14 protein-coding genes and 1 pseudogene are annotated in these 18369 nt (G+C 73.2%); 10 read left to right on the top strand and 5 right to left on the bottom strand.

Going from position 1 to position 18369, the window contains the following annotated elements:
- Positions 1-20: 20 nt before the first annotated feature.
- From GWI24_RS05645 to GWI24_RS05630, 4 genes are all read left to right on the top strand, one after another.
- A complete protein-coding gene (locus tag GWI24_RS05645; protein WP_210944793.1) occupies positions 21-797 on the top strand; it encodes a GNAT family N-acetyltransferase in 777 nt (258 codons plus the stop codon).
- 60 nt (positions 798-857) lie between these two features.
- On the top strand, positions 858-1184 hold the full coding sequence (locus GWI24_RS05640; RefSeq protein WP_210944792.1) for an MmcQ/YjbR family DNA-binding protein: 327 nt from the start codon (positions 858-860) through the stop codon (positions 1182-1184).
- A gap of 154 nt (positions 1185-1338) precedes the next feature.
- The gene (locus GWI24_RS05635) at positions 1339-1911 is read left to right on the top strand and encodes a hypothetical protein (RefSeq protein ID WP_210944791.1); all 573 of its coding nucleotides are present in this window, start codon (positions 1339-1341) and stop codon (positions 1909-1911) included.
- Between the two features lie 108 nt (positions 1912-2019).
- Positions 2020-2331 carry a hypothetical protein gene (locus tag GWI24_RS05630; RefSeq protein ID WP_210944790.1) on the top strand — a complete coding sequence of 104 codons (312 nt, stop codon included), beginning with the start codon at positions 2020-2022 and terminating at the stop codon, positions 2329-2331.
- A 118-nt stretch (positions 2332-2449) separates the two neighbouring features.
- Here the strand turns inward: GWI24_RS05630 and GWI24_RS05625 are convergent, their stop codons facing one another.
- Entirely contained in the window at positions 2450-4864 is a 2415-nt protein-coding gene (locus tag GWI24_RS05625) for a tetratricopeptide repeat protein (RefSeq protein WP_247615932.1), read from the bottom strand.
- A gap of 72 nt (positions 4865-4936) precedes the next feature.
- Here GWI24_RS05625 and GWI24_RS05620 point away from each other — a divergent pair, with 72 nt between their 5' ends.
- From GWI24_RS05620 to GWI24_RS05610, 3 genes and pseudogenes are all read left to right on the top strand, one after another.
- The gene (locus GWI24_RS05620) at positions 4937-5482 is read left to right on the top strand and encodes a GNAT family N-acetyltransferase (protein ID WP_210944789.1); all 546 of its coding nucleotides are present in this window, start codon (positions 4937-4939) and stop codon (positions 5480-5482) included.
- Positions 5469-6152 (top strand): annotated as a pseudogene (locus GWI24_RS05615) (ABC transporter permease subunit); the annotation flags it as partial. The gene GWI24_RS05620 and the pseudogene GWI24_RS05615, both read left to right, overlap by 14 nt.
- Before the next feature lie 74 nt (positions 6153-6226).
- Positions 6227-7687, top strand: a complete 1461-nt coding sequence (locus tag GWI24_RS05610; protein ID WP_210944788.1) for an aldehyde dehydrogenase family protein — start codon at positions 6227-6229, stop codon at positions 7685-7687.
- 259 nt (positions 7688-7946) lie between these two features.
- Here GWI24_RS05610 and GWI24_RS05605 read toward each other — a convergent pair whose 3' ends face one another.
- The gene (locus GWI24_RS05605) at positions 7947-9029 is read right to left on the bottom strand and encodes an NAD(P)/FAD-dependent oxidoreductase (RefSeq protein WP_210944787.1); all 1083 of its coding nucleotides are present in this window, start codon (positions 9027-9029) and stop codon (positions 7947-7949) included.
- A gap of 74 nt (positions 9030-9103) precedes the next feature.
- Positions 9104-9976 (bottom strand): RNA polymerase sigma factor SigJ, encoded by an 873-nt coding sequence (sigJ, locus tag GWI24_RS05600; RefSeq protein ID WP_210944786.1) that lies wholly within the window; start codon positions 9974-9976, stop codon positions 9104-9106.
- Between the two features lie 190 nt (positions 9977-10166).
- Here sigJ and GWI24_RS05595 point away from each other — a divergent pair, with 190 nt between their 5' ends.
- On the top strand, positions 10167-11225 hold the full coding sequence (locus GWI24_RS05595; protein ID WP_247615931.1) for a PP2C family protein-serine/threonine phosphatase: 1059 nt from the start codon (positions 10167-10169) through the stop codon (positions 11223-11225).
- Between the two features lie 110 nt (positions 11226-11335).
- Positions 11336-13960, top strand: coding sequence for an ATP-dependent Clp protease ATP-binding subunit (locus tag GWI24_RS05590; protein WP_247615930.1), 2625 nt, complete (start codon positions 11336-11338; stop codon positions 13958-13960).
- 21 nt (positions 13961-13981) lie between these two features.
- Here the strand turns inward: GWI24_RS05590 and GWI24_RS05585 are convergent, their stop codons facing one another.
- Positions 13982-15151, bottom strand: coding sequence for a CapA family protein (locus GWI24_RS05585; protein WP_210944784.1), 1170 nt, complete (start codon positions 15149-15151; stop codon positions 13982-13984).
- 344 nt (positions 15152-15495) lie between these two features.
- Between GWI24_RS05585 and GWI24_RS05580 the strand changes: the two genes are divergently transcribed.
- On the top strand, positions 15496-16347 hold the full coding sequence (locus GWI24_RS05580; RefSeq protein WP_210944783.1) for an SAM-dependent methyltransferase: 852 nt from the start codon (positions 15496-15498) through the stop codon (positions 16345-16347).
- Positions 16348-16414: 67 nt separating this feature from the next.
- Here the strand turns inward: GWI24_RS05580 and GWI24_RS05575 are convergent, their stop codons facing one another.
- A complete protein-coding gene (locus GWI24_RS05575) occupies positions 16415-18310 on the bottom strand; it encodes a Xaa-Pro dipeptidyl-peptidase (protein ID WP_210944782.1) in 1896 nt (631 codons plus the stop codon).
- Positions 18311-18369: the final 59 nt, after the last annotated feature.

Below are 18369 nucleotides of genomic sequence, written 5' to 3'. Positions count from 1 at the left end.
CCCGGTGCTGGGGTGGGCGCATGGACCATGATGTGGTGCGTGAGCTGTACGACCGGGAGATGAGACAGGGCGCGCGGGCCGACGGCCCCGGCGTCCTGGTCGAGCGAGTGGGCGCGGTGGTGCGGCAGACCGGTGGCCGCGACGACTGGAACGGCGTCCTGTGGTCGGATCTGGAGGATGCCACCGCCGATGCGGCGATCGCCGCGCAGATACGGCACTTCGGGGGCGCGGACCGTGCCTTCGAGTGGAAGCTGTACGCGCACGACCGCCCCGGCGACCTCGGCGAACGGCTACGGGCCGCCGGATTCGTCCCCGAGCCCGAGGAGACGCTGATGGTCGCCCACGTGGCGGAGCTGGACACCGCCGTCGAACCGCCCCAGGGCATCCGGCTGCTCCCGGTGACCGACGCGGCCGGTGTGGAGCGGGTGGTGGGCGTCCATGAGCGGGCGTTCGGCGACGACGGCGCCGCTCTCCGGCACCGGCTCCTCGCCCAGCTCGCCGAGGAGCCGGACACGGTCGTCGCGGTGGTGGCCATGGACGGTGACCGGCCGGTCAGCGCGGCGCGGATGGAGCTGCCGCCGGGGGTGCCGTTCGCCGGGCTCTGGGGCGGGGGCACCGTGCCGGAGTGGCGGGGCCGGGGTATCTACCGCGCCCTGGTCGCGTTCCGGGCCCGTATCGCCGCCGACCGCGGCTATCGCTATCTCCAGGTGGACGCGTCCAGCCTGAGCCGCCCGATCCTGCGCCGGCTCGGCTTCGTGCCCCTCACCACCACCACGCCGTACGTGTACCGGGCCTGACGACAGCCGGGGGCGGACGTGGCCAGGAGTCTTGTCGGTGGGGTGTTCTACGGTCTGGCCATGACGACCTCCGATGATGTCCGTGCCATCGCCCTGTCGCTGCCGGAGACCACAGAGAAGATCGCCTGGTCGATGCCCACGTTCAGGGTGGCCGGGAAGATGTTCGCCACCTTGCCCGAGGACGAGACCTCGATGGCCGTCAGATGTCCCAAGGTGGAGCGGGAGGAGCTGGTGCTGGCGGAGCCGGAGAAGTTCTGGGTCGCCGCCCATGAGGCGAGTTCGGCCTGGGTGCGGGTGCGGCTCGCCGCGCTGGACGACCTCGATGAGCTGCGGGACATCCTGCTCGACTCCTGGCGGCAGGCGGCACCGGCCTCATTGCTCGAATGATCACACCACGCGGCCCATGACTTCTCGAAATGTGGCGTTATGGGTGTTCGAGTGGATAACCGACACGGGTGAAAGTCTGGACTTTTCCCGGCAATCGGAGTGCCGTCTTCCGCTGTGCGGGGTTCCCTGGAGGGGGATCAGCGAGGGAGGCCGCATGGTGCACGGCGGCAGGACGAACCGCCCCGCGGTGTGCGGCGGCCCGTGCGCGGCCGCCGTCCTCCTGCTGCTGGCGGCCACGCTGCTGCACGCCGTGCTGGCCCTGGGGGTCGTCCGCGCCTCGCCGTCGACCGGGCCGGAGCAGTGCGCGGCCGGGAAGGCCGGGGCGGCCGGGGTGCCGAACCGGGCCCCGGCCACGTCCGCGCCCGGTGACGCAGGGGCTCCCGCCTCGGCCCGGGCCCTCGCCGCGTCCGCCCCCGCGGGTGCTCCCGCTCCCGTCACCCCTGTTCCGGTGGCGCCGGAGGCCGAGGACGAGCGCTCCACCTCCTCGGCGTCGGCCGTGTTCTCCGCCCGGGACGGTGCGGCGCATCCGGCCCGGCACGCCGGGCGGGTGGCTCATGGCGCCTCGTTCGGCGTGCATCGCTCGCTCTCGACGTCCCTCGGTCCCCTCGTGCTCGGCGCGGTCCGCGGTCGCCCCGCCGACCCGGCGCCGGGCGTCGGCACGTTCGGGGCCGGGGGCGACGTCCCGGCCGGCCGGCTCTCCTCGCGGTCCGTCGTTCTGCGCTGCTGACCGGGCCCGGGCCGTCCGACATCCCGCTTCCGCGTGCCCCGCGGATCCCGGATGCGGTCTGGCCTGTCCGCCCAGCCGTAGGACGTCCGAGACCGCAGGAGTATCCGCATGCCCGTCGATGTCTATGCCGCCATGCGCGCGATGCTGCGCGCGGAAGCCACCCGGCGCCCCGTCACCCCGCAGGCCGACACCGCCGATCCGTCGCCGCCCGCGGTGGATCCGGCCGCTCCCGCCCAGGTGGACGCCACCGTTCGGGACGCGTCCGCCGAGGAGGCCGTACCGGCTCCATCCGCCGCACCGCGCCCCGTCCGCCGGGCCCGCCCGTCCCGGTACCTGTCGCGCTGCCGTGCCGTGCTGCGCGCCGTACGCCACGCCGTGTCGTCCTGCTTCGCCGGGCGCGCGTCACGACAGGGCCGGTGACGCACAGGGCCGGTGGCGCACAGGGCCGGTGACACAGGGCCGGTGACATAGGGCCGTTGACACACGGCCGTTGACCGGCCGCCGAGGGAGGGGAGCCGGAAGCACGGGTGCCGGGAGGTCACACCGGTCCGTCGTTCCGTCCGCCCTCCGGTGAATCCCCGCTCGAGAGCAACCGCTCGCGCTGCGCCACGGCCCAGGCGTAGCCGGGATTCAGCGCCACCGCGCGCTCCAGATCCGCCAGCGCCGCTGCGCGTCTGCCCAGGGCCTCGTTGGCCATCGCGCGGCTCCCCAGGGCCCAGGCGTAGCCGGGGTCGAGGGCCAGCGCCCGGTCGTACGCCGCGATGGCCTCCTCGTAGTGGCCCGCGAAGCGGTGGACGTCGCCGCGTTCGCCGAGCGTTCCCGGGATGCCCGGCTCCAGCGCCTCCACCCGGTCCAGGTCCTCCAGCGCGCCCGCGGTGTCCCCCAGGGTGCTGCGGACGCGGGCCCGCCGGAGCAGTGCCCAGGTGTAGTCGCCGTGTCGCTCGATGGCCCGGTCCAGGTCCGCCAGGGCCTCCTGGATCCGGCCGAGCGCCATCAAGGTCTGGCCGCGGCTGCCCAGGGCCACATGGTCCGCCGGATCGGCCTCGATCACCGGGTCGAGCCGGGCCAGCGCCTCCTCGTACCGGCCCGCCCGGCGGCAGGTCTCCCCGCGCTCCCGCTGCACCCAGGTCGAGCCCGGCTCCAGCGCGTCGACGCGGTCCAGCGCGTCCATCGCCGCGGTGAATTCCCCGGTCGCCCGGTGGACCACGGCACGCCCGAAGTGCGCGCGCACGTTCCCGGGGTCCAGCTCGATCGCCCGGTGGAAGTCCCCCAGCGCCCCGTCGAACTCCTCGACCGAGCGGCGGTGCCAGCCCCGTACGACGAGGGCCGCGACCCGGCCGGCGGCGTCCAGTCCGCCCCGGGCCAGCAGCAGCCCCATCGCCTCGATACCGCGCCGCCGATCGTCCGCCAGCGCCTCCACCAGGTGCCATCCCCAGGTGCGCACCGCGTCCGAGTCGGCGTCCTCGCCCGCCTCGACCAGGGTGGTCGCCCAGCGCCGGGCCACCGCGGGGCCCGCGTCGCAGGCGCCGATCCCGTCCCGCAGCGCTCCGGGCAGCGCCGCCGACGGCCGTGCGCACAGCAGGTGGTACCACTCCTCCAGGCGCGGTCCGCTCCAGGTGTCCAGCCGCCATCCGTCGTGCGGGTCGAGCCCTCCGGCGGCGGCCTCCCGCCACTCGGCGAAGGTCTCCGCCAGCCGGGTGTGCGCCGCGCCCCACCGCTGTGGGGAGGTGGTCCGCTGCAATCGCAGCATGGGGGCGCGCACCACATCGTGGTAGCGGGCCGCGCCGTCGCGGTCGCCGATGAACGGCAGCGACCGCAGCCAGCCGAACAGCCCGGCCCCGTCGTCGTCCACCGCCGCTCTGAAGACGTCCTCGTTCAGCCGCCGGGGCAGCGCGCCCGCCAGGGCGGCGGAGCGGCGCACCGGATCGCGCTCCCACTTCAGGAACCGGTCGACGGCGGTGGCGCTGGGGTCGTCCAGATCGCCGCCGGTCCCGGGGTTCTCGGCGAGGGTGGACACCAGGACCGGCAGCCGGCCGGAGAGCCGCAGCACCTCCCGCACCACCGGCTCATCGGTGATCCCCTTGGCGGTCAGCAGCTGCCGGGCCTCCGCGTCGGTGAACGGCTCCAGTGGCAGCTCCGCGACCACGTCGGCCAGGTCGCCCCAGCAGCCGGGGTCCAGCCGGGTCTGCCCGGCCAGCACCAGCACGGTGTTGGCGGGGAGGGTGCCGAGGCGTTCGCTGGTCAGCAGGGTGCGCAGCCAGGGGTCGAGCAGCGGTCCGAGGCGCTCGTAGGTGTCGAAGAGCAGCACCAGCCACGGCACCGCCGCGGCCGCCTCCGACAACTCCCTGAGCAGCAGCGGCGACAGCGTCTCCACCGGGTCCAGAACCAGCTGGACGTCCTTGTGGTCGCGGAACCGCGAGCTGAGCGCCGCCCGCAGCCGGTCGGTGCCCTCGGCCAGCGGCACCGGATCGACGGCGCCCGCCAGCGCCCCGACCCCCGGCACCAGGCCGAGCCCCGCGAGACCCGCCCGCGCGGCGGCCATACTGCCGGTGCTGGGCCCCTGCCGCTCGCCCTCCGCCGGTACCGACCCGGCCTCGTGGCGGCGTTGCCGATAGGTGGCAAGCCGGCGGTCGAAGGCCGCCAACTCCCGCCCCTGGCGGGCGAATTGCTCGCTGATCGCGGCCATCGCCTCGGGTACGGAGCTCGCCGTCTCGTCGATACGGGCGGTGAGCGCGCCGTACTCCTGGCGGGCGGTCTGCTCCAGCCGGCGCGTCAGCCAGCTCTTGCCCACGCCCGCGTGGCCCCGCACATGGAAGACGAAGCGATGCCGCGCGTCCTCCGGCGGCAGCCCGAAATTGTCCCGGAACGCGTCCAGTTCCCGGCGCCGGCCCACGAATCCGGCGTTCCTGCGCCGCTGGATCAGCTCCTGCATCGACGGCCGTGCCCGCCCCATCGGCCCCCTCCTCCCCTCGGGATCCAGTCTGCCAGCACGATCGGCGGACGGGCTTATCGCGACGAATCGCAGGTGCCCGGCTACCGCATCAGAACCGCGACCCCCGACGACCTCGACGCCGCCCGCGGCGTGATGCCCGACACCGTCTACCGCGACTTCGGAACCGGCTATGTGCCGCGCCGGCACGCCGGCATCATCGATCCCGCCGCCGCGTATCTGGACGGTGCGCGCCACGCCCTGCTGGTCGCGGTGGACGACAGTGACGGGGCGGTCGTGGCGACCGCCGCGCTCGACTCCCGGGGCCCGGCCCATCCGCCCAACCCCCCGTGGCCGGCCGCGCGTTATCCGCCGGGCGAGACCGCCCAGCTGCGTCGGGTCCATGTGCGTCCCGAGCACCGGCGCCACGGGCCGGCCCGGCGGCTGGTGCGTGCGCTGCTGGACTTCGCCGCGGCGGACGGCGGCTATCGCGCGGTCTATCCGCACACCGATCCGGGGGTGCCGGGCGCCGAGCCGTTCTGGCGGTCCCTGGCGAAGGTCGTCTGCGATGAGCGGGAGGCGCCCGGGGACGGTCAGGGCATCGTCCACTTCGAGGCGCTCATGACCCCCGGGGCACCCTGAGTCCGACGCGCTGGGCCGCGATCTGCCGGCCCGGGTGGGACACGGCGCGCTGTCCACGCTCGCGCTGGCGGTGGCGGGGAGCGCCGCCGTGCTGGTGGCGGGCGTGCTGCTCGGGCTGGTGCCCCGGCTGTCGGGCGGACTCGCCGAGACGGTGAACGCCGTGCCGCCCGTGCTCGCCGGGCTGCTGGTCGCCGGGGCGGCGGGCCGCGGCCCGTACGCCCCCACGCTCGCCGTGGCCGCCGTCGCCTTTGCACCGCTGGCCACGCACACCTCCGCCCTGCTGCGGCAGCGGCGCGCCGCCACGCATCTCGCCGCCACGCATCTCGCCGCCACCCGCGGGCTGGGCGCCTCCCGCCGCCATCTGCTGCGCCGCCACGTCCTGCCCCCGATCGTCCGTCACGCGCTGCTGCGTCTGCCGTCCCTGGCGCTCGCCCTGGCCGCGCTGGGCTTCCTCGGCCTGGGCGCCCAGCCGCCGTCCCCGGAGTGGGGCCGGCTGCCGGCCTGGAACCACCCCTACGCCGAGCGCGCCCCGTGGGCCGTCCTCGCCCCCGCCACCGCGCTGGCCCTCCTGGGCCTCCTGGGCCTCCTGGCGGTGACGGCGTCCGGCGGGGTGCGGTGGCCCCGCCGGCGCCTGCGCATTGACGACCGGCCAGGGCGCGTCGGAGACTGACGGCCCGCCGCAGTGAACCGAAGTTCATTCCACGAACACGCCCCCGGGGCGAGGGACCGCAAAGGACATCCGATATGACCCTCCACCGCGATCTGCTGATCGATGGCAAGGACACCCCGGCCGTCTCGGGGCGCACCGCCGAGGACCTCAACCCCTACACGGGTGAGGTGTTCGCCACCGTCGCGGCCGCCGGGGCCGAGGATGTGGCGCGTGCGGTGGCCGCCGCCGACGCCGCCTTCCCGGCCTGGGCGGAGCTGGCCCCGTTCGAGCGCCGTACGATCTTCCTGACCGCGGCGGACCTGCTGGAGTCGCGGGCCGCCCGGGCCGCCGAGATCATGGCCCGGGAGACCGGGGGCACCGCGCCCTGGGCACACTTCAACGTGGGCCTGGCCGCGGACATCCTCCGTGAGGCCGCCGCCGCGATCACCGCCCCTCGCGGTGAGGTGCTCAGCGCCCAGGAGGCGGGCGCGCTTGGTCTCGCCGTCCGCGAACCGGCAGGTGTCGTCGCCGCCTTCGCCCCCTGGAACGCGCCGGTCATCCTCGGTGTCCGCTCCGTCGCGGCGCCCCTGGCGGCGGGCAATACGGTGGTGATGAAGCCCAGCGAGGACGCCCCGCTCGCCTGCGGGCTCTTCGTCGCCGATGTGCTGCGCGACGCCGGGCTGCCCGACGGGGTGCTCAACGTGGTCACCAACGCCCGTGAGGACGCCGCCGAGGTGGCCGAGGCGCTCATCGCCGATCCCCGCGTACGGATCGTCAACTTCACCGGGTCCACCGGCGTCGGCAGGACCATCGGCTCACTCGCCGCGCGGCACCTCAAGCCGGCCGTGCTGGAGCTGGGTGGCAAGAACGCCATCATCGTCCTGGACGACGCCGATGTGGACCACGCGGTGAACGCCGCCACCTTCGGCGTCTTCATGAACTCTGGTCAGATCTGCATGTCGGGCGACCGGATACTCGTCCACGAAAGCCTCGCCGAGGAGTTCAGCGCGAAGTTCACCGCCAAGGTGGCCGCCCTGCCGTGCGGCGACCCCGCCCAACCGGCCACCGTGGTCGGCCCGCTGATCACAGCCGACTCGGCGCGCCGGGTGGCGGCCCTGGTGAAGGACGCGGTGGACAAGGGTGCCACGGTGCTGACCGGCGGTGGCGAACCGGACGGCGCGGTCCACCCGGCGACGGTGCTGAGCGATGTCACCCCGGACATGGACATCCACCACGCCGAGGCGTTCGGGCCGGTCTGTGTGGTGGACACCTTCGCCGACGACGATCGGGCCGTGGCCCTGGCCAACGCCACCGACCACGGCCTGACCTGCGGCATCATCACGGAGAACGGAACCCATGGGCTGAAGGTCGCCCGCCGTATCCGGACCGGCATCGTGCACATCAACGACCAGTCGGTGGCGGACGAGCCCCAGGCCCCGTTCGGTGGCGTCAAGCACTCGGGGTACGGGCGGTTCGGCGGCCGCTGGGGCATCGAGGCGTTCAGCGACACCCGGTGGATCACCCTCGCCACCCAGCACGCCCACTACCCGTTCTAGGCCGACGGATCGTGACGCCCGCGGCGGGCCGCTCCCCGCCCGGTCCCTTCCCGCGGCATCGATATGCGGCTCCGCCGCGTGGCGGGGCTCCGCCCCGGGCCCCGGGGGGTCCAGGGGCGAAGCCCCTGGTAACGGGAAGGGGCGGGAAGGGGAAAGCGTCGATATGCGGCTCCGCCGCGTGGTCCACCGGACACTCCGTAGCGGCCGCGCGTCCCCCGGCCGCTCCCCGGGGATACCTCGGCGGCCCCTCCCGGGGGCCTCAGCCGATCCCGGGAATGAGGGGCACGGCCCCGGGACGGCGCGCCGCCAGCCGCAGCGCCCTGACCGTGGAGCGCACCACCTGCTCCTTGGCGCGCGCGGCCGTGCCACCGCGCAGCACCGTCTCGCGCGGGGAGTCGTCCGCCCGCACCAGCTGGATCAGCCCGTTCCGGCGGCCCAGGCTCACGCACTGCGCTATGAAGCGGAAGCGCAACGGCTTGGGCTCCCGCCCCCGAGTCTCGGCGATGATCGAGGAGGCGGCGTGCGAACCGGACGGGAGCGCGGTGGCGCAGGCCATGCGCAGAGCACCGGCGGCCGGGGTGGCCATGGCCGCCGCGTCGCCCACCGCGTAGATCTCCGGATGGGACACCGAGCGCAGGGTGGCGTCGACGCGTACGCGGCCGGCCGGGTCGAGGGTGATTCCGGCGGCCTCGGCCAGTGCGGTGTTCGCGGTCATCGCGGTGGCCCAGACCACCGCGTCGGCGTCGATGTCCTCCGGGCGCGCCACCCGGCGGCCCTCCTCGATCCGGACACCGAGCCCGGTGAGCGTCGTACGGACGTGGGCGCGGCCCTTCGCCGACAGCCCCGCGCCGACCTCCTCGCCCGTGACCAGCCGGACCTTCCAGGCGTCGTGGGACTCGGCGATCTCGGCCGCGAGCTCGATGCCGGTGAGTCCCCCGCCGACCACCGTCAGCTCACCCGGGCCGTCCAGCAGCCGCTTGTGCAGTTCGGCCGCCGTCTCCGGGGTGTAGGCGCGCTCACCGGGGTCCGCGGTGCGGCTGCCGAGCGCGTACACCAGCCGGTCGTACGGGAACTGGCGGCCGTCGTCGGTGGTGATCCGCCGGGCGGCCGGGTCGATCCCGGTGGCGCGGGCGGCCACGTGGACGATCCCGGCCCGCCGGGTCAGCGCGTCGAGCGGATGCGTGATGTCGGGCCGTCCGACGGCCCGCTCGTGCAGCCGCACACGCTCGGTGAAGGCGGGGCTCGGATCGACCAGGGTGACGCGGGTGTGCGGGGCCAGCCGCAGGGCGGTCATCAGCCCCGCATAGCCCGCGCCGAGCACTAGGACCTGCTGCTTCTCCATGTGGGCGGCCTCCTTGCCGGTCGGTGTTCACGAGGAGGACGACACGGCGGCCCGAGATGTGACGGTGATGCCGGTCACAGGTTCGGCAGGTCGAGGTGGCGGAGCTTGTCGGGGTTGATGATCGCGTCGATCTCGGTGATCCGGCCCTGGTGCACCGAGAACGCGAAGACCACGGCCTGCCCGCCCGCGCTGTCGACCATGACCAGGCCCGGGGCGCCGTTGACGTCGCGGTGGTGCACCAGCATCGTGGCCGGGTCGAAGCCCCGGGCGAGACGCTGGGCGAAGCGGGCCACCTTCTCGTTCCCCAGCACCGGGAGCCGGGCCGCCGCCACCTTGCCGCCGCCGTCCGAACGCCAGACGACCTCCGGATCCAGGATCTCCAGCAGCCCGTCCAGGTCGCCGCCCATGACCGCCCGGAGGAACGCGTCCACGGCCCGCCGGTGCTCCTCGCGGTCCACCGAGCGCCGCGGCGCCTCCGCCCGGACCCGCTTGCGGGCACGGGAGGCCAGCTGCCGTACGGACTCCGGGCTCCGGCCCACCACCTCGGCGATCTCCGCGAACGGCACCGAGAAGACATCGTGCAGGATGAAGGCGGTCCGCTCCGCCGGAGTCAGCCGCTCCAGCACGGTGAGCAGCGCCAGACCCACCGACTCGTCCAGCGTCACCCGGTCCTCCGGGCCGTCGGCCGCCACCACCGGCTCGGGCAGCCAGGGGCCGACATACGCCTCGCGCCGCACCCGTGCCGAACCCAGCAGGTCGTAGCAGATGCGGCTGATGACGGTGGTCAGATACGCGCGGGGGTCGGCGACCTCGTCCGCGGGCAGCGCCTGCCAGCGCAGCCAGGTCTCCTGCACCGCGTCGTCGGCGTCGGCGACCGAGCCGGTGATGCGATACGCGACGGCCCACAGCCGGTCGCGCTGTTCTTCGAAGGCGGTCAGCTCTGCCATGTCCTGATCCTCTCCTCGGCCTGAGAAGGGGGACGAGACAGCGGCCGGAAATGTGACAGCCGCCTCGCGGGGTCCGGTCGTGCCCCGGGCCGGCGGGTTGGCGCGGGGGCCACGGCAGGCGTAAGCAGTAGATGTGCACTCGCGGCAAGGTCCCTCGGATCTGCGCCGGCCAAGGTGGCGGACCCGCGTCTTGGTCGTGATCCCCCTGCTGGTCATCGGGCTGATCACGATCGGCGATGTGCTGGCCCCGGCAAGTGTCCGGCTCAGCCCGCTGCTGATCGCCGCCCCCGCCATGACCGCCTCGTTCGCCGGTCCCGTGGTCACCGCGTGCGTCGGGCTCCTGGCCGTCGTCGCGCAGATCGCGGCGAACGCCTCGGAGGGGTTCCTCGGCCATCCCGGCCGTCTGGCCGAGGTGATCACCCTCGCCCTGGTCTCGGCGATGATCGTGCTGTTCCGCGCGGTCCTCGACCGGCACATGCGCGAGCTGAACCGGGTGCGGGCGGTGGCCGATGTGGCGCAGCGGGTGCTGTTGCGCCCGCTCCCCGTCAGGGTCGGCCCGCTGCTGATCGCCTCGGTCTACCTCGCGGCCGAGCCGGGGGCGGAGATCGGCGGTGATCTGTACGCGGCGGCGCGCACCTCGAACGCCACCCGGCTGATCATCGGCGATGTCCGGGGCAGCGGGCTGACCGCCGTCGCGGACGCCTCCCTGGTCCTCGGCGCCTTCCGCGCGATCGCCCACTGGCCGGTACCGCTGACCGATCTGGCGTCCCACCTGGACACCGCGCTGTCCGCGGAGCGGACCGAACCCCGCGACAAGGCGCCCGGGGCGGGGGAGTCGTTCGTCACCGCCGCCGTGCTCGAGATCCCCGACGACCGGCCGGTGGTCCGCCTCGTCAACTGCGGACATCCGCCGCCGCTCCTGCTGTGCGACTCCGGTGTCAAGGCGCTGGAGGGCCAGGCGCCCGCACTGCCGCTCGGCCTCGGCCACCTGGCGGCCGGCCGCTACCACACCGAGGACTTCCCGTTCGACGAGGGCGATCAGTTGCTGCTCTACACCGACGGGGTCGTCGAGGCGCGGAACAGCGAGGGCACCTTCTTCCCGCTCGCCGAGCGGCTCCCCGGAGCGGACGGCGGCGGCCCCCAGTACCTCGTCGACCGTCTGCACCGCGATCTGCTCAGCCACACAGGCGGCCACCAGGGCGATGACGCCGCCCTGGTCGTCCTCGAGCGCCATCGGGTGGAGCGCTGACGCACCCGATGGCGCCGGGCGCCGCCCGGAAGCCGCAGCCGGGCCGCGGTGCCCGCTCGCGGAACCGCCCAGGAACGGACATCGGCCTCGATCGCTCGTAAACTGGTCATATGGGCAGCCGGAACGAGGGCCCGAATGAGGGCCCTGAGGACTTCGGGCCGGATCCACTCGGCGACTTCCTCGCACGCTTCCTCGGGACCGGGCCGGCCGGGCAGCGGCCCGATTCACGCCATGTCGACTTCGGCCGGCTGATGAGCGAGAACGCACGCCATCTCGTCTCGGCCGCCGCCTCCTACGCCGCCGAACACGGCAGCACCGACCTCGACACCGAACATCTGCTGCGGGCGGCGCTCTCCGCCGAGCCCACCCGCACCATGGTCTCGCGCGCCGGAGCCGACCCCGACCGGATCGCCGCGGAGATCGACCGGGAGGCGGGGAGCGGGCCGCCACGCAACTCGGTCGCCGTCACCCCGGCCGTCAAACGGGCGTTGCTCGACGCCCATGAGATAGCCCGCTCGCGCGGCTCCTCGTACATCGGCCCCGAACACGTACTGATCGCGCTCGCCGCCAACCGCGAGTCCACCGCCGGGCAGATCCTGGGCGGCGCCCGCTTCGAACCCCGGGCCCCCGGGCTGCCGACCGGCGGCCTCACCCCGAGCGCCCCCACGGCCGACCAGAGGCCCGTCATGGACCAGCGGAAGACCCCGAACCTCGACCGGTTCGGGCGCGACCTGACCGAACTGGCCCGCGAGGGGCGGATCGATCCGGTGATCGGCCGCGACGAGGAGATCGAGCAGAGCATCGAGGTGCTCGCCCGGCGGGGCAAGAACAACCCCGTCCTCATCGGCGAGGCCGGAGTCGGCAAGACGGCCGTCGTCGAAGGGCTCGCCCAGCGGATCACCGACGCCGATGTGCCGGACATCCTGCTCGGCCGCCGGGTCGTCCAGCTCGACATCGCGAGCGTCGTGGCCGGCACCCGCTTCCGCGGCGACTTCGAGCAGCGCGTCACCAGCATCGTGGACGAGATCCGCATCAACTCCGACGAATTGATCATCTTCATCGATGAGCTGCACACGGTGGTCGGCGCCGGCGGCGGTGGCTCCGAGGGCGGCCAGATGGACGCCAGCAACCTCCTCAAGCCCGCGCTCGCCCGCGGCGAACTGCATGTGATGGGCGCGACCACGCTCCGGGAGTACCGCCAGCACATCGAGAAGGACGCCGCGCTCGCCCGCCGCTTCCAGCCCATCATGGTCCCCGAGCCCACCCCCGCGGACGCCGTCGCCATCCTGCACGGCCTCCGCGACCGCTACGAGGCCCATCACCAGGTCCGCTACACCGACGAGGCGCTGTTCGCCGCCGTCGAGCTCTCCGACCGCTATCTGACCGACCGTTTCCTGCCCGACAAGGCCATCGACCTCATGGACCAGGCGGGGGCCCGGGTACGGCTGCGCTCCAGCGCCCGCGGCACCGATCTGCGCGCCCTGGAACGGGAGGTCGAGCAGCTCACCCGGGACAAGGACCAGGCCGTCGCGTCCGAGAGCTATGAACGCGCCACCTCCCTGCGGGACCGGCTCGCCGAGCTGAACAACCGGATCGCGCAGGCATCCGAAACGCACTACCACGGCGGGCGCGTCGCCGAGGTCACCGTCGAGGACATCGCCGAGATCGTCTCCCGGCAGACCGGGATCCCCGTCTCCAGCCTCACCCAGGAGGAGCGCGAACGGCTGCTGAGCCTGGAGGAACACCTCCACCGTCGGGTCGTCGGGCAGGAGGAGGCCGTGTCCGCCGTGGCCGACGCGGTCCTGCGCGCCCGCGCCGGACTCGCCGACCCCAACCGCCCCAGCGGCAGCTTCCTCTTCCTCGGCCCCACCGGCGTCGGCAAGACCGAACTCGCCCGCGCACTGGCCGAGGCGCTCTTCGGCAGCGAGGACCGCATGGTCCGCCTCGACATGAGCGAGTACCAGGAGAAGCACACCGTCAGCCGGCTGGTCGGCGCGCCACCCGGATACGTCGGGCACGAGGAGGCCGGACAGCTCACCGAGGCGGTGCGCCGCCAGCCCTACTCGCTGCTGCTCATGGACGAGGTGGAGAAGGCCCACCCCGATGTCTTCAACATCCTGCTCCAGGTGCTCGACGACGGCAGGCTGACGGACGCCCAGGGCCGCACCATCGACTTCAAGAACACCGTCATCGTGATGACCAGCAACCTCGGCTCGGAGGCCATCGCCGGACGCGGTGGCCCCCTGGGCTTCGGCGGCGGCGGTGGCGAGGAGGCCGACGACGCGGCGCGCCGGGAGCGGGTGCTGCGCCCGCTGCGGGAGCACTTCCGGCCGGAGTTCCTCAACCGCATCGACGAGATCATCATCTTCCGCCGGCTCGCCGACGACCAGCTGCGGCAGATCGCCGATGTGCTGCTGGAGGAGACCCGGCGCCGGCTGCACGCCCAGGACGTCGGCGTGGAGTTCACCCTGGCCGCCGTCGACTGGCTGGCCACCCACGGCCACCAGCCGGAGTACGGCGCCCGGCCGCTGCGCCGCACCATCCAGCGCGAGGTCGACAATCCGCTCTCCCGGATGCTGCTCGGCGGCGAGCTGCCCGCGCACAGCCAGGTCCGGGTCGATGTGCACAACGACCGGTTGGCCTTCCACACACAGGACGCCGCCGAGCGGACGGGTCAGCCTGGTCCGTCGGATCACCCGGAGCAGCCGGGCGGGACGGAGCGACCGGAGCGGTAGCGCCACCCGGAGCGGGCCCGGTCAACGTCCCATGGACAGGCCGTCCTTCTTGCCGCCCCGGCTGAGCACCGCCTCCTGGATGGTGCTCAGGGCACTGGTGTAACCCGGGTTGCCGGGGCTCTTCTCCAGAGCCCGGGGAAGGTTCACCAGGGTGATCGGGTCATTGTCCACGGCGTGCGGGATGTACTCCGCCTTCTTCACCTGCCACGCCCTGCCCGGGGCGGAGGGCGGGGTGAAGGTGAAGCGCGCCGCCGAGCCCATCTGGCCGCGCTTGTCGGGCATGACCCCGGCGATCTGGTCGCCCATGCCGTAGACCACCCAGGTGCCGTTGACCTTCTCGTACGCCTGGGGGATATGGGCGTGGGTGCCGATGATCAGGTCGATGTCGCGGCGGCCGCCGTCCTTGGAGGCGGTGAGTTTCTTGGCGAGCGAGAGCTGGAGCTTGTCCGGCGCCTGCTGCCACTCGGTGCCCCAGTGCACGCTGACGACGACCACATCGGCCCCGGCGCGCCTCGCGGCCCGCGCGTCCTTGATGATCCGCGCCGGATCGATGAGGTTGACCAGCCACGGTTTGCCCTTGGGGACCGGGATGCCGTTGGTGCCGTAGGCGTAGGCGAGATGGGCCACCTTGGCGCCGCCGGCCTCCATGATCGTGGGACGGACGCTCTCCGCGGCTGAGCGGGCCGATCCGGCGTGCTTGAGCCCGGCCTTGTCCATGGCGTCGAGGGTGCGGACCACCCCCTCCGGACCGGCGTCGAGGGTGTGGTTGGAGGCGGTGGAGCAGGAGTCGTAGCCGACGTTCTTCACGGCCGAGGCGAGTTGCGGAGGGGTCTTGAAGGTCGGATAGCCGGTGAACGGCCCGTGGGTGGCCCCGTAGACGGTCTCCATATGGCAGATGGCCAGGTCGGCCTGGGCGACGATGGGCGCGGCCGCCTGGATCATGCGCCGGAAGTCATAGTTCTCGCCGCCCGAGTCCGCCTTCGCCTGCCGGATGACCGAGGCGTGCACCAGCAGATCGCCGGTGGCCACGAGGGTGAAGTTCTTCATGGACCCGCTCCGGGCCACCGCCGAGGTCTTCGAGGGCTTCTCCTCGGCCTTCGGGGTGGCCGGTGTCCCGCTGCCGCACGCGGTGGCGGCGCCGAGCAGGGCGACGGCGAGAAGCGCCGTCCGATGGCGTGGGTGATGGGACACGGTGCACTCCGCACTGGTCCGGCCATGCCGGACCCTTTTGTTCTGATTGTCGGTTTGTCATATTTATTGCACGACATCAGAGGGGCTTGCGGAGTGGTGGGGAGCTTCACCGGTTCGGCCGATCGGTTGCACCCGATGGGCCCGGTCAACCCCTGTCCGGAGCCCATTGATGGGACAATGCGCGCCCGCCGCGCGGCGCCACCGCCGGGGCGGTCCCCGGGTCGCCGTTCATCGCGTAACTCCCTTGAAAACAAGGGTCGTCAGCGCCGCACGCGGAGTGCCGAGCTGACACCATGGAGGTGTCGCTCGCGGCATCCGCGGTGGGACTCGGGGGAGGACGTTCCATGCAGATCGGCCGGCCCAGCATCACCGCCCGCGGCGCGGCCGCGTTCCGCGCGGCCCACCAGGAGCTGGAGGACGGCCGGGTGTTTTACGACCCGCTGGCGCTCCGTATCCTCGCCGCCGACGCGGACGACCCCGTCCTCGAGGCGGCCTTCCACCCCGAGCGCGAGGAGGTGCGGCTGTCCGTGGCGGCCCGTGCGCGGTTCGCCGAGGACGCCGTCGCGGCAGCCGTGGCACGCGGGGTACGGCAGGCGGTGGCGCTCGGGGCGGGGCTGGACACCTTCGGCTGCCGCAATCCGTACGAGGCGGAGGGCCTGAGGGTGTTCGAGGCGGACCATCCCGCCACCCAGCAGTGGAAGCGCGACCGTCTGTCCGCCGCGGAGATCCCCGTGCCGCCGTCACTGACCTTCGCGCCGGTGGACTTCGAGCGGCAGAGCCTGGCCGACGGGCTGACCGCGGCGGGCTTCGACCCGGCCCGCCCGGCGTTCTTCTTCTGGCTCGGGGTGGTGCCGTATCTGACGCACACCGCCGTGCTGGACACGCTCGGCTTCATCGCGGCCCTGCCGGACGGCTCGGGCGTGGTCTTCGACTACGGTGAGCCGCCGGACGCGCTGCCACCGGAGCAACGTGCCGTGCACGAGGCGCGCGCGGCGTGGGCCGCCGAGGCCGGTGAGCCCTTCCTCAGCTTCTTCACCCCGGAAGAGCTCGCGGACGAACTGCGTCGGCTGGGCTTCTCCGCGAGGGAGGACATCCGCTACCGCGACCTCACGGCCCGGTACGAGAGCGGCCACCGCATGGCCGGGGAGCACGCGGACCTCGGCGCCCATGTGATCCACGCCTGGACGCAGGGCTGAGGGCCTGGCTACGGGACTGCACCCGGGCCGCCGGTGGCGGAGGCCCGGGCGGTCATCAACGCGCCTATCAGCGAAGGGAGTTGCGGAGCCTGTCGGCGGCGGTCACCGGTACGGTGACCCGGCTGCCACCCAGGTCCACCGTCACCTTCGCCCCGGTCGGGTCCTCGAAGTAGAGGAAGTCGGCGTCGGTGCCGCCGAGGACCAGCCCCAGCCGATGGCCCGGCTTGATCTCGTAGTCGCCCGGCAGGGTCTTCCAGGTGATCCGGTAGGACCGGCCGGGCGTCAGCGGCTCGGGGGCGGTGAGCGAGTGGCGGTTCTGGGCGTCCATCCAGCCCCGGGCGATCACCTCGGAGGATCTGCGCGCCGTCACATTGGCGGTCTGCTGGTAGCAGGCGTCGTCCTGGGCGGTGCTCTCCCCGTGGCAGGACTCCTCGTCCAGCCCGCGCAGACCGTCGTGGATCCGGTTCTGGGGTTCGTTGCGGTTCCAGTCGATCCGTTCGTCCTCGCCGTAGTCCACGAGCAGCGCGGTGAGGTTCGACGTCGGCTTGTCGAGTGTGACCCGCAGATCGGCGGTGGGTGTACCGGAGAGCCGTACCCCGGTGCGCAGTGGCGGGGTGACGAAGGCCAGCCGGTCCGGACGGTTCGCCGACGGGTCCGCGGTGAGATCCGCCTCACTCAGCTTGGTGTCGGTGAAGGTGCCGGTGCCGCTCGCGGGGCTCAGCGCCAGCGAGCCGTCGGGCCCGGGGTGGAGGGGGACCGAGGAGGTGCCCGCGGGCCAGTCGGTCTGGGTCGTCCAGGTGTCGGGGCCGGTCTGCAGATCGACGCGGGGCTCGTCCATGATTCCGTTCTGGACGCCGTACAGCCAGTGGTCGAACCACCGGTGCACGGTGTCGACCCACTGCGCACGCCGACCGGGCCAGTCGAACGGATCGGTGTGGCCGTAGCGGCCCAGCCACAGCTTGCGTGGCACCCCGCGCTCGGCCAGCGCATCCCACCAGTTCGCGAGCTGATTGATCCGGATGTTGTAGTCGTTGATGTCATGCGCGGCGAGGACGCTCGCGCGCACCTGGTTCACCTCGGGTGCGGGCTGCGCGATGTAATTGCGCTCATGCCAGTGGGCGTTGTAGTTGCCGGTGGTGTCGTCCTCACCGGCCTGCAGCCGCTCGCGCACCGCCTGGCACTTCTGGGGCGGGTCGGTGTCCAGCGCGGTGGTCAGATACGAGGCGAAACCGTTCCAGTGCTTGGCGCCGTTGGTGCGGGCGAACTCGTACCAGGAGCTGACTCCGGAGATCGGCACGATGGTCTCCAGCCCCTCCACCCCGGTGCCCGCCACCGCGTTGGCCAGCATGCCCTCGTACGAGTGGCCGATCATGCCCGCCTTGCCGGTGGACCAGGAGGCTTTCACCTCGCTGCCGTCGGCCGTGTACGCGGTGGCGCGGCCGCCCAGCCAGTCGATCGTGGCCTTGGCGGCCGCCACATCGGCGGCGCCGCCGACCGTCAGACAGCCGTCGGATCCACCGGTGCCGGTCACATCGACATCGACCACGGCGTAGCCGCGCGGCACGAAGTAATTGTCGTAGAAGAGAGGGAACTTGGCCGGGTTGCCCTGGGCGTCGTAGCTCTTCCGCTCCGACTCGAAGCCACGGCCCACGGTGTCGTTGTAGGGGCTGGACGACATGATGACCGGCACCTTGAGACCCTGCTGGGTCTCCCTGGGCCGGATGATGTCCACCGCGACCCGGTCCTTGTGGCCATCGCCGTCACTGTCGACCGGCGTTTGGACCATCAGGTGCTCACGCACGGCATCCGCGTAGGAGAACACCGGCTGGGTGCGGCCGTCCACCACCTTGGTGGCGGGGCCGGCGGATGTCCGGGCCGACGCGGGCCCGGCGGGCAGTGCGGCAAGGGCTGTCGACATCGTGAGCGCGGCGATCACGACCCCGCGCCATTGTGAAGTGCGCATACGGACCTCCTGGCCACGGCCCCCGCCCCGGGACCGCCGGCCGGCGGTGGCCGGTCGGC

Origin of the sequence: Streptomyces sp. MK37H, assembly GCF_018035285.1 — a bacterium.
Taxonomy (GTDB): domain Bacteria; phylum Actinomycetota; class Actinomycetes; order Streptomycetales; family Streptomycetaceae; genus Streptomyces; species Streptomyces endocoffeicus.
The sequence above is the reverse complement of the archived record's forward strand: the minus strand, read 5'-3'. Positions and strand labels throughout refer to the sequence as shown.